Source organism: Enterobacter cloacae complex sp. P14RS (assembly GCF_014895895.1).
Lineage (GTDB): Bacteria > Pseudomonadota > Gammaproteobacteria > Enterobacterales > Enterobacteriaceae > Enterobacter > Enterobacter bugandensis.
On sequence record NZ_JADBQM010000012.1, the window covers coordinates 139,688 to 152,265 of the forward strand.

Below are 12,578 nucleotides of genomic sequence, written 5' to 3' on the forward strand. Positions count from 1 at the left end.
TACTGCTACTAAGCATAGCCCAGCCATTTATTTTCGCCGGAGATAGCACCCGTCACGCAAAACCCGTATCATTGCGCGCTTTACGTACGATAAAAGTGAACGCCATGACTCAAACGTTTATCCCCGGCAAAGACGCCGCTCTGGAAGATTCCATCGCTCGCTTCCAGCAGAAACTGACCGACCTGGGCTTTAACATCGAAGAAGCCTCCTGGCTGAACCCGGTGCCTCACGTCTGGTCCGTGCACATTCGCGACAAAGACTGCGCGCTCTGCTTTACCAACGGTAAAGGTGCGACGAAAAAAGCGGCACTGGCCTCTGCGCTGGGTGAGTATTTTGAGCGTCTGTCCACCAACTATTTCTTCGCTGACTTCTGGCTGGGTGAAACCATCGCCAACGGCCCGTTCGTTCACTATCCGAACGAAAAATGGTTCCCGCTGACCGAAGACGATGAACTGCCGGAAGGCATTCTGGATGGCCGTCTGCGTGCCTTCTACGATCCGGAAAACGAACTGACCGCCAGCATGCTGATCGATCTGCAGTCTGGTAATGAAGAGCGTGGGATCTGCGCCCTGCCGTTCACCCGTCAGTCTGACGAGCAGACCGTCTATATCCCGATGAACATCGTCGGCAACCTGTATGTGTCTAACGGTATGTCCGCCGGTAACACCCGCAATGAAGCGCGCGTGCAGGGTCTCTCTGAAGTCTTCGAGCGTCATATCAAAAACCGCATTATTGCCGAATCCATCAGCCTGCCTGAAATTCCGGCAGACGTGCTGGCGCGCTACCCGGGCGTGGTGGAATCCATCGCCAAACTGGAAGCCGAAGGTTTCCCAATCTTTGCGTATGACGGCTCGCTGGGCGGTAAATATCCGGTTATCTGCGTCGTGCTGTTTAACCCGACTAACGGAACCTGCTTCGCCTCCTTCGGCGCGCACCCGGACTTCGGCGTGGCGCTGGAGCGTACCGTGACCGAGCTGCTGCAGGGCCGTAGCCTGAAAGATCTCGACGTGTTTACGCCGCCAACGTTTGACGATGAAGAAGTGGCCGAGCACACCAACCTCGAAACCCACTTCATCGACTCCAGCGGTTTGATCTCCTGGGATATGTTCAAGCAGGACGCGGACTATCCGTTCGTGGACTGGAGCTTTGCCGGTACCACCGAAGAAGAGTTCGCTACATTGATGGCAATCTTCGACGCCGAAGATCAGGAAGTCTACATTGCCGACTACGAACACCTGGGCGTTTACGCGTGCCGCATCATCGTACCAGGCATGTCCGATATCTACCCGGCGGAAGATCTGTGGCTCGCAAACAACAGCATGGGCGCGCACCTGCGTGAAACCCTACTCTCCCTGCCGGGCAGCGAGTGGGAAAAAGAAGATTATCTCAACCTGATAGCCCAGTTGGACGATGAAGGCCACGATGACTTTACCCGCGTGCGCGAGCTGCTGGGTCTGGCGACCGGGAAAGACAACGGCTGGTACACGCTGCGCATCGGTGAACTGAAAGCGATGCTGGCCCTCGCGGGCGGCGATCTGGATCAGGCTCTGGCCTGGACAGAATGGACCATGGAGTTTAACCAGTCGGTCTTCTCCGCCGAGCGCACCAACTATTACCGCTGCCTGCAAACCCTGCTGCTGCTTGCACAGGAAGACGATCGCGAGCCACTGCAGTACCTGAACGCTTTCGTACGTATGTACGGTGCTGAAGCGGTTGAAGCCGCCAGCGCGGCGCTGAGCGGTGAAGAGCCGTTCTACGGTCTGCAGGCGGTTGACAGCGATCTGAAAGCCTTCCCGGCGCATCAGTCTCTGCTGAAGGCCTATGAAAAGCTGCAGAAAGCAAAAGCCGCTTACTGGTCAAAATAAACGCATATAACATTAACGGCAGTAGGCGTATTCAATCGTCTGGGCTATATTACGGGGCAATTTCATTGCCCCGTTTTTTATTCTCTTCGGCAATGATTGTTGATTGTAATAATAAAGTTAAACACGGGTAAATATAATAATATTTGCCTGGGCTTTATTGTTACTTTTTATGGTAAATACTCCATATTAATTAACTGTTTCGAAGGGGGCCGAACGAAAAAATTCAACTCTTTTCATAACTTTTAAAATTTATTTTTATACGGATAATCAAATACTTACACCGCATTTGTTGTAAAACCATACATACTGCGGGCCTATAAGCCAGGCGAGATATGATCTATATCAATTTCTCTTCTATAATGCTTTGTTAGTATCTCGTCGCCGACTTAATAAAGAGAGAGTTAGTGTGAAAGCTGACAACCCTTTTGATCTTTTACTCCCCGCCGCGATGGCAAAAGTTGCCGAAGAAGCGGGTGTCTATAAAGCAACGAAACATCCGATGAAGACGTTCTATCTGGCGATCACCGCTGGTGTGTTCATCTCTATCGCTTTCGTCTTCTACATCACCGCCACCACCGGTACTGCCGGAATGCCTTTCGGCATGGCCAAACTGATTGGCGGCATTTGCTTCTCACTGGGTCTGATTCTCTGCGTCATTTGCGGCGCCGACCTCTTCACCTCAACGGTGCTGATTGTTGTGGCGAAAGCCAGCGGAAGAATTACCTGGGGTCAACTGGCGCGCAACTGGCTTAACGTCTACGTTGGTAACCTGATTGGCTGTTTGCTCTTTGTTCTGTTGATGTGGCTCTCTGGCGAGTATATGACCGCCAACGGTGGCTGGGGGCTTAATGTCCTGCAAACCGCTGACCACAAAATGCATCACACATTTATCGAAGCCGTTGCTCTCGGCATCCTCGCAAACCTGATGGTCTGCCTGGCTGTATGGATGAGCTACTCGGGTCGTAGCCTGATGGATAAAGCCATGATTATGGTTCTGCCGGTTGCGATGTTTGTTGCCAGCGGCTTCGAGCACAGTATTGCGAATATGTTCATGATCCCGATGGGGATTGTTATCCGCAACTTTGCAAGCCCGGAGTTCTGGACCGCAGTTGGTTCATCCCCGGAAAGTTTCTCTCACCTGACTATTATGAATTTCATTACTGATAACCTGATCCCCGTCACTATCGGGAACATTATCGGTGGGGGTCTGTTAGTTGGGTTGACATACTGGGTCATTTACCTGCGTGGCGGCGACCATCATTAATGGTTGTCTCAGGCAGTAAATAAAAAATCCACTTAAGAAGGTAGGTGTTACATGTCCGAGCTTAATGAAAAGTTAGCCACAGCCTGGGAAGGTTTTGCGAAAGGTGACTGGCAGAATGAAGTCAACGTCCGTGACTTCATTCAGAAAAACTATACCCCGTATGAAGGTGACGAATCCTTCCTGGCTGGCGCAACTGACGCGACCACAAAGCTGTGGGACAGCGTAATGGAAGGCGTTAAACTGGAAAACCGCACTCACGCGCCAGTTGATTTTGACACCTCCGTTGCATCCACCATCACTTCTCACGATGCTGGCTACATCAACAAAGCCCTTGAGAAAATTGTTGGTCTGCAGACTGAAGCACCACTGAAACGCGCAATCATCCCGTTCGGTGGTATCAAAATGGTTGAAGGTTCCTGCAAAGCGTATAACCGCGAGCTGGACCCAATGCTGAAAAAAATCTTCACCGAATACCGTAAAACCCATAACCAGGGCGTATTCGATGTTTATACCAAAGACATTCTGAACTGCCGTAAATCTGGCGTTCTGACTGGTCTGCCAGATGCCTATGGCCGTGGCCGTATCATCGGTGACTACCGTCGCGTTGCGCTGTACGGTATCGACTTCCTGATGAAAGACAAATACGCGCAGTTCGTTTCCCTGCAGTCTGACCTGGAAAACGGCGTAAACCTGGAAGCGACTATCCGTCTGCGTGAAGAAATTGCTGAACAGCACCGCGCGCTGGGTCAGATCAAAGAGATGGCGGCTAAATACGGCTGCGATATCTCTGGTCCTGCGACCAACGCTCAGGAAGCTATTCAGTGGACCTACTTCGGCTACCTGGCCGCTGTTAAGTCTCAGAACGGTGCAGCAATGTCCTTCGGCCGCGTATCCACCTTCCTGGATGCGTACATCGAACGTGACCTGAAAGCAGGCAAAATCACCGAGCAAGACGCTCAGGAAATGATTGACCACCTGGTCATGAAACTGCGTATGGTTCGCTTCCTGCGTACCCCAGAATATGATGAACTGTTCTCTGGTGACCCAATCTGGGCAACAGAATCAATCGGCGGTATGGGCGTTGACGGCCGTACGCTGGTTACCAAAAACAGCTTCCGCTTCCTGAACACCCTGTACACCATGGGTCCTTCTCCGGAGCCAAACATCACCGTTCTGTGGTCTGAAAAACTGCCTCTGAACTTCAAGAAATTCGCCGCTAAAGTGTCCATCGACACCTCTTCTCTGCAGTACGAGAACGATGACCTGATGCGTCCGGACTTCAACAACGACGACTACGCTATCGCTTGCTGCGTAAGCCCAATGGTTGTTGGTAAACAAATGCAGTTCTTCGGTGCGCGTGCAAACCTGGCGAAAACCATGCTGTACGCTATCAACGGCGGCGTTGATGAAAAACTGAAAATGCAGGTGGGTCCTAAGTCTGAGCCAATCAAAGGCGACGTGCTGAACTATGACGAAGTCATGGAGCGCATGGACCACTTCATGGACTGGCTGGCTAAGCAGTACGTGACCGCGCTGAACGTTATCCACTACATGCACGACAAGTACAGCTACGAAGCCTCTCTGATGGCGCTGCACGACCGTGACGTTATCCGCACCATGGCGTGTGGTATCGCAGGTCTGTCCGTTGCGGCTGACTCCCTGTCTGCAATCAAATATGCGAAAGTTAAACCAATTCGTGACGAAGACGGCCTGGCCGTAGACTTCGAAATCGAAGGCGAATATCCGCAGTTTGGTAACAACGATTCTCGCGTTGATGACATGGCGGTTGACCTGGTAGAACGTTTCATGAAGAAAATTCAGAAACTCACTACCTACCGTAACGCTATCCCGACTCAGTCTGTTCTGACCATCACCTCTAACGTTGTGTATGGTAAGAAAACCGGTAACACCCCAGACGGTCGTCGTGCTGGCGCGCCATTTGGCCCAGGTGCTAACCCAATGCACGGTCGTGACCAGAAAGGTGCTGTAGCTTCTCTGACCTCCGTTGCTAAACTGCCGTTTGCTTACGCGAAAGATGGTATCTCTTACACCTTCTCTATCGTGCCAAACGCGCTGGGTAAAGACGACGAAGTGCGTAAAACTAACCTCGCGGGTCTGATGGATGGTTACTTCCACCACGAAGCGTCCATCGAAGGTGGTCAGCACCTGAACGTGAACGTAATGAACCGTGAAATGCTGCTCGACGCGATGGAACATCCTGAGAAATATCCTCAGCTGACCATCCGCGTATCTGGCTACGCAGTACGTTTTAACTCCCTGACGAAAGAACAGCAGCAGGACGTTATCACCCGTACTTTCACTCAGTCCATGTAAGTGGAATTGACTGAAATCACGCGTTAAAAAGCGTACAATAAAGGCTCCACGCAAGTGGGGCCTTTTTAACACCCTCGCTTCACCAGTCTCTTTTGTCCGCTATCTATACTTTATGGATAACAGCCAAAACAGACTCGACATAGCCTTTGAGCTGTGCAACTACACAGGCCCCCGGATGGGCCAAATTCGGAGATATCACCGCAATGTCAACTATTGGTCGCATTCACTCCTTTGAATCCTGTGGCACCGTCGATGGCCCGGGGATCCGCTTTATTACCTTTTTCCAGGGCTGCCTGATGCGCTGCCTGTACTGCCATAACCGCGACACCTGGGACACGCACGGCGGTAAAGAAGTCACCGTGGAAGATCTGATGAAAGAGGTGGTGACCTACCGCCACTTTATGAACGCATCCGGCGGTGGCGTGACCGCGTCCGGCGGTGAAGCTATTCTTCAGGCTGAGTTTGTCCGCGACTGGTTCCGCGCCTGCCATAAAGAAGGCATTCATACCTGTCTCGACACCAACGGCTTTGTACGCCGCTACGATCCGGTCATTGATGAACTGCTCGACGTGACCGATCTGGTCATGCTCGATCTCAAACAAATGAACGATGAGATCCACCAGAATCTGGTTGGCGTTTCTAACCACCGTACGCTGGAGTTTGCCAAATACATCGCCGATAAAGGCATCAAAACCTGGATCCGCTACGTTGTTGTTCCCGGCTGGTCAGATGACGATGACTCCGCGCATCGCCTGGGTGAATTTACCCGCGACATGGGCAACGTCGAGAAAATTGAGCTTCTGCCCTATCACGAACTGGGTAAACATAAATGGGTGGCGATGGGCGAAGAGTACAAGCTTGATGGCGTGAAGCCGCCGAAAAAAGAGACGATGGAACGCGTGAAAGGTATTCTTGAGCAGTATGGCCACAAGGTCATGTATTAAAGAGAAGGCCCGGTAAGAACCGGGCCTTTTTATATTCTATTTAAAGACGCCGTTAATTACGGAGGTCACAATCGCCGTACTCAGCGCAATTAAGACCAGGTCGTCCCCGACCACGCGCCATTCATAGCCCGGGTAGGAAGGAAGCTGGCCGAGCATAGAGGCTGGTACGGTCTTCTTCGCAATGCCCGGAGGAAGCGGTTTACCGCGGGCGAGGTTTTTCGCAATCCCCGGAGGCAGAGACTCATAGCCCGTTAATCCATAATTCAGTGCCAGGTGGCGGGCATGATCGAAACTCACGCGAGCGTCGACGTCATTACCGACATCTTTGCTGTTTTTGAAGTTCTTATCCGATTTTCCAGGGTTTTCCTTTCCGCTATTTTGCTTATTACCATGGTTACCGGAATTACCAGAATTCCCGTTACCATGATTGCCGCCATTACCTTGTCCGCCACTGTTTCCATGACCACCACCATTCCCGTTTCCAGGATTAGCCATGACCGGAGCCGTTGCAAACGTTAAAGACAACACTACGGCAAGTGCGGTAGTGGAAAAACGACGTATAGACATGATTGTTGCCTTTTGTGGTAGAACTCATTTGAATTATCGCCAGGCGGGGAAAACAAACAATGCGTAAAAGTCTTATATGTGACAGGGACAAAAAAGCCTGTCATCGACAGGCTTTTATTTAATCAGGCATGCGCCACAGGGGTTGGATGCTCGCCCGCTTTGCGCAGCAGCATCAGGAGATAAATAAACGACACGCTGGCAATCATGATAAACAATAAATTATCAGAGTAATTCTGCATCAGCATCGCGGTAAACGTCGGCCCTAATAAGCTGCCGATGGTATAGCTCAGTAACAGCGCCTGGTTCATTGCCACCAGCTGGTGATGCTCGACTTTCTCACAGGCCCAGGCCATCGCTACCGGATAGAGCGTAAAGCCGGCGGCCCCGAGAATAAACAGCGCAGGCGCCATCGCGGCGTTGCTGAGCATCGCAAGGCATCCCATGATCACCACGAAGACCTGAACGCGCAGCACCAGCAGACGACCAAAGCGGTCCGCCAGGCGGCCAATCGGCCATTGCCCCACAATACCCGCACTGACCATCACCGCCATCCAGAAACCAATTCCGGAATCGCTGACGCCCTGATGATTCAGGTAGAGCGGCATCAGGCCATAGAGCGAGCCCAGTACAATTCCCGAAATAATACAGCCGTTAACGCCCAGACGCGCCTGACGGAGCCTCAACATCGGCCAGACGTGGGTCGCTTCCTGATGTTCGCTGTTCTGGTTAACAATGCGCGTAAAGAGCAGCGGCAGGATCGCTGCCAGCACCATGCCGGTTACCCACGGCAGCACGCTCATCAGGTCGGTTGGCAGTTTGCTGACCATCAGTTGACCCAGAACGGTACCGACGTAGTAAACCATCATATAGGCCGCCAGCAGACGTCCACGGTTGCGGGAGGTACCGCTACACATCAGCGCGCTTTCAACCACCACCCAAATCATCGCGCAGCCGACGCCGGCGATAAAGCGCCATGCCATCCAGCTCCAGAAGCCCACCATCAGACCCAGCCCGGCGCACCCGGCAGCGAAAATCAGCGAGGCCAGATAATAGCTGCGATTAAAGCCAAAGCGCTTAATCAGGCTACCGGTTAATAATGTGCCCAACAGGTTCCCGGTGAAAAAGGACGAGCTGACCATACCCACCTGCCAGGTCGGTAAGTTTTCATGGGCGAGCCACAGCGGGACGAGCGTGTTTAACACGGCGATCGCCAGGGTCAACAGAAGCAGGCCACAGAGCAACAGGAGCACTGGCCGGGTATAGGTGGTCATGGATTAAAAACCGTGAGGAAGTTCAGATTTCGTGCGCATCATGCCACTGGCAAAAACAAAGTCAATCCACAGATTTAACCGGCTCGCACAATATGTTCCCTGTCGATTTAAAAAACTTATCCTGCTAATGCAGCGCCTGCTATAGATATTAATTATGTGTCTGTTTTTATTTATCAATGACCGAAATTAAAACAAAACGACAGTCGAAAAATTTCATGAATGAAAAAAGAAAAGCCGGGCGCTATGTCCCGGCTTTTTATAACGAAAAATGAAATTAGCTGGCGATAGCCATACCGACCGTCATATGCAGGCCGTAAAACACACCGCGACCAATTAACTCCCCTGCCAGCACCAGCACAAAAGCCAGTGACAGGAGCGGCAGTGCAGGCTGATAACCTTTAAGCTGAGGGGCGATCCAGCACGCCAGCGCAGCTGCCAGCAACACCACACGCCAGGCCATCAGCGAACCGTAGTCCGGCACCAGCGCAGAAGCCTGCTGGATAGAGCTGTGAATGGTTGCCAGCTCGGCCCCCTGCATCAGGGCGACCATCGCGCTCACCACCAGCGCCAGCAGCGAAACGGCTGGCAGCAGACGCATTGCCCAACCGTTTACCCCCGCCACGCGCAGCAGCAGGTAGCCCAGCAGCGGCCCGCCGATAAACATCGTCAGGAAGAAGCTCATTGGCGTCCAGACGCTGTACCAGGTTGGAACGGTATCGATGGTGTTATAGACGCGCACCATCATCCACACGAACACCACGCCCAGTACCATGGTGACGATCAGCCACAGGCTGCGCAGGCCCGCAGGCAATTTCTTCAACGCAGCCAGCAGCCACCCCAGCCCGCCGACGGCAAAGAAGATTGCCCCGCTGGCAATTTCGTTACTGAGCGACGACGCCCCCACGCGGTTCAGGGAGTTGAACGCGCGCATCGGTGAGCCCAGGTGCAGCGTAGAGGCGATAAATCCAATCCCCATCAGCACCCACAGGCCAAACATGCTCAACACTAAACGCTGCTGCTGTTCGGCATTGAGGTTCCCTTTTAACAGCGCCAGCGCCAGAACAATAAAGCCGCCCACTACGCACTGCCCAAAGACCGTGAAGATCATCAGCGGCCATTCATGCCATCCACTTCCCATCTCACACCTCCTTCGGATTTGCCAGGTAGCCGGTGGTGTCACCCGTCGGACGGCTGTTGGCGTTAGGTTTAATGACAATACTCGGCTTGGTGAAGTGCGCTGACGGCAGCGGTGCCACTGCGGCAAGCTGACCGTGTTTCTGACGCAGCTCTTCTATCGGACCAAAATCCAGCGCGCGCAGCGGGCAGGACTCGACGCAGATTGGCTTTTTGCCGTCCGCTACGCGGCTGTGGCAGCCGTCGCACTTGGTCATATGTCCTTTAGCGGCGTTGTACTGCGGCGCGCCGTACGGGCACGCCATATGGCAGTAGCGACAGCCGATGCAGACATCTTCATCCACCACCACAAAACCGTCCTCCCGCTTGTGCATCGCCCCGCTCGGGCACACCTTGGTGCAGGCCGGATCTTCACAGTGGTTACAGGCAATCGACAGGTAATAGGCAAAGACGTTCTGATGCCAGACGCCGTTATCTTCCTGCCAGTCGCCCCCGGCGTATTCGTAAATGCGGCGGAAGCTCACGTCCGGGGTTAGATCTTTATAATCTTTACAGGCCAGCTCGCAGGTTTTGCACCCGGTGCAACGGCTGGAATCAATGAAAAATCCATACTGGGTTGTCATCGGTTACTCCTTAAACCTTTTCAACCTGGACAAGGTTTGTGTGAGACGGGTTGCCTTTCGCCAGCGGCGACGGACGCTGCGTGGTCAGGACGTTAATACTGCCTGCCTGGTCGATGCGGTTGGCATCCGGGCTGTACCAGGCCCCTTCCCCCAGTGCCACTACGCCAGGCATCATGCGCGGTGTCACTTTGGCTTCAATGTGTACCTCGCCGCGACCGTTAAAGATACGCACGCGATCCCCGTTACGGATACCACGTGCTTTGGCATCCATCGGGTTGATCCACATCTCCTGGCGGCAGGCGGCCTTCAGTACGTCAACGTTACCGTAGGTGGAGTGCACGCGCGCCTTGTAGTGGAAACCGGTCAGCTGCAGCGGGAATTTCGCCGTCAGCGGATCGTTATAGTTTTCGAACCCCGGCGTGTAGATCGGCAGCGGATCGATAACATCTCCTTCCGGCAGCTCCCAGGTAGACGCGATTTTTGCCAGCGCTTCGGAGTAGATTTCGATTTTGCCCGACGGCGTGGTCAGCGGATTCGCCTGCGGATCTTCACGGAACGCTTTATACGCCACGTGATGCCCTTCCGGGTCACGCTGCTTGTACATGCCCTGCTTGCGGAAGGTGTCGAAGTCCGGCAGATCGGGAATTGCTTTACGAGAGAGCTCGTGCAGATGGCGCATCCACCCTTCCTGAGTACGCCCTTCGGTAAACTGCTGTTCGACGCCCAATCGCTTCGCCAGTTCGGAGGTCATCTCATAGATGGTTTTGCACTCGAAGCGCGGCTTGATGGCCTGGTCGGTAAAGATCACGTAGGACATGTTGCCGCAGGAAGCGTCCAGCGCGAAATCCATCTGCTCAGACGCGGTGCAGTCCGGCAGCAGAATATCGGCATATTTTGCCGAGGAGGTCATGTGGCAGTCGATCACCACAATCATCTCGCACTTCTTGTCGTCCTGCAGAATTTCATGGGTGCGGTTGATTTCCGAGTGCTGGTTGATAAGGCAGTTGCCGGCGTAGTTCCAGATCATCTTGATCGGCACATCCAGCTTGTCTTTACCCCGAACGCCGTCACGCAGCGCGGTCATTTCCGGACCGCGCTCGATTGCGTCAGTCCACATAAACATGGAGATGCTGGTCTGTACCGGGTTATCCAGCGTCGGCATCCGCTCAAACGGCACTTCATAAGAACCTTCGCGCGCGCCGGTGTTACCGCCATGAACGCCGACGTTGCCGGTCAGAATTGAAAGCATGGAGATAGCGCGGGTGGCGATTTCACCGTTCGCATGACGCTGCGGTCCCCAGCCCTGGCTGATGTAGGCCGGTTTAGCTGAACCAATCTCACGCGCCAGCTGAACAATGCGCTCGACCGGAATACCGGTGATGGTGGAGGCCCACTCCGGCGTTTTCGCTACGCCGTCGCTGCCCTGGCCGAGAATATATGCCTTGTAGTGACCATTGGCAGGGGCACTGGCTGGCAGCGTTTTCTCGTCATAACCGACGCAGTATTTGTCAAGGAACGGCTGATCGACGAGGTTTTCAGTAATCATCACCCACGCCAGCGCGGAAACCAGTGCCGCATCGGTACCGGGCCGAATGGGGATCCACTCATCTTCGCGCCCGGCACCGGTGTCGGTATAGCGCGGATCGATAATGATCATGCGGGCATTAGATTTGGCGCGGGCCTGCTCGAGGTAGTACGTCACCCCGCCGCCGCTCATGCGGGTTTCGCCCGGGTTGTTACCGAACAGGACGACCAGCTTACTGTTTTCGATATCGGACGGGCTGTTGCCGTCGGCCCAGCCGCCATAGGTATAGTTCAGACCTGCGGCAATCTGTGCGGAAGAGTAGTCGCCGTAGTGGTTGAGATAACCGCCGCAGCAGTTCATCAGACGCGCGACCAGCGTTTTACCCGGTGGCCAGGAGCGAGTCAGCGTGCCGCCCAGCGTCCCGGTGCCATAGTTCAGGTAGATGGACTCGTTGCCGTACTCTTTGATCAGGCGCTGCATGTTGGTGGCGATAATGTCGTAGGCTTCGTCCCAGCTAATGCGCTCAAACTTCCCTTCCCCACGCTTACCGACACGCTTCATTGGGTATTTCAGACGATCCGGGTTGTAGACGCGGCGGCGCATGGAGCGACCGCGCAGGCAGGCGCGAACCTGGTGTAACCCTTCGTAGTTATCGTCCCCGGTGTTGTCGGTTTCGACATACTTAATTTCGCCATCCACCACGTGCATACGCAGCGGACAACGGCTACCGCAGTTTACGGTACACGCACTCCACACCACTTTTTCCGGAGCTGCGGCTGCGGATAGTGCGTCCGCCGCCGACGCCAGCCGGGTAAAAGGGAGCGTGAAGGCGCTGCTGGCTACAGCCAGGCCGCCTATTGCCGTGGTTTTCATCAACCCACGGCGAGTGACCTCGGCAGCCATTAACGCTTCAGGCGCTTTGATTTTCATAGAGACTCACTTTGGTTGCTCACAAAGAAAAAAGAGGCGGCACGAACCGCTATATAGTTTTGTAAATAACGAATTTCTTCGTTATCAGCGTCTTATGCTGACTTTCATTCGGAGGAGTATT

The 12,578-nt window shown here is 53.8% G+C and carries 9 protein-coding genes; 4 read left to right on the forward strand and 5 right to left on the reverse strand.

The features are described from left to right. Positions 1–104 precede the first annotated feature (104 nt). From ycaO to pflA, 4 genes are all read left to right on the forward strand, one after another. Positions 105–1,865, forward strand: a complete 1,761-nt coding sequence (gene ycaO, locus IM295_RS11560; protein ID WP_049136587.1) for a 30S ribosomal protein S12 methylthiotransferase accessory factor YcaO — start codon at positions 105–107, stop codon at positions 1,863–1,865. Positions 1,866–2,271: 406 nt separating this feature from the next. After that, positions 2,272–3,129 carry a formate transporter FocA gene (gene focA, locus IM295_RS11565; RefSeq protein WP_028012564.1) on the forward strand — a complete coding sequence of 286 codons (858 nt, stop codon included), beginning with the start codon at positions 2,272–2,274 and terminating at the stop codon, positions 3,127–3,129. 51 nt (positions 3,130–3,180) lie between these two features. Next, on the forward strand, positions 3,181–5,463 hold the full coding sequence (gene pflB / locus IM295_RS11570; protein ID WP_023332542.1) for a formate C-acetyltransferase: 2,283 nt from the start codon (positions 3,181–3,183) through the stop codon (positions 5,461–5,463). A gap of 203 nt (positions 5,464–5,666) precedes the next feature. Then, complete coding sequence (gene pflA / locus IM295_RS11575; protein WP_028012563.1) at positions 5,667–6,407, forward strand: pyruvate formate lyase 1-activating protein; 741 nt, start codon at positions 5,667–5,669, stop codon at positions 6,405–6,407. Between the two features lie 36 nt (positions 6,408–6,443). Here pflA and IM295_RS11580 read toward each other — a convergent pair whose 3' ends face one another. The 5 genes from IM295_RS11580 to dmsA all read right to left on the reverse strand — a co-directional run bounded on the left by IM295_RS11580 (position 6,444) and on the right by dmsA (position 12,457). Further along, positions 6,444–6,974, reverse strand: a complete 531-nt coding sequence (locus IM295_RS11580) for an anti-virulence regulator CigR family protein (protein ID WP_193066717.1) — start codon at positions 6,972–6,974, stop codon at positions 6,444–6,446. A 122-nt stretch (positions 6,975–7,096) separates the two neighbouring features. Beyond that, on the reverse strand, positions 7,097–8,245 hold the full coding sequence (locus IM295_RS11585; protein ID WP_045261768.1) for an MFS transporter: 1,149 nt from the start codon (positions 8,243–8,245) through the stop codon (positions 7,097–7,099). Positions 8,246–8,519: 274 nt separating this feature from the next. Continuing rightward, positions 8,520–9,383: a dimethyl sulfoxide reductase anchor subunit family protein gene (locus IM295_RS11590; RefSeq protein ID WP_193051765.1), complete on the reverse strand. Its 864-nt coding sequence runs from the start codon at positions 9,381–9,383 to the stop codon at positions 8,520–8,522. 1 nt (position 9,384) lies between these two features. Further along, positions 9,385–10,002, reverse strand: a complete 618-nt coding sequence (locus IM295_RS11595) for a DMSO/selenate family reductase complex B subunit (protein ID WP_014883208.1) — start codon at positions 10,000–10,002, stop codon at positions 9,385–9,387. A 10-nt stretch (positions 10,003–10,012) separates the two neighbouring features. Continuing rightward, positions 10,013–12,457: a dimethylsulfoxide reductase subunit A gene (gene dmsA, locus IM295_RS11600; RefSeq protein WP_028012559.1), complete on the reverse strand. Its 2,445-nt coding sequence runs from the start codon at positions 12,455–12,457 to the stop codon at positions 10,013–10,015. Positions 12,458–12,578: the final 121 nt, after the last annotated feature.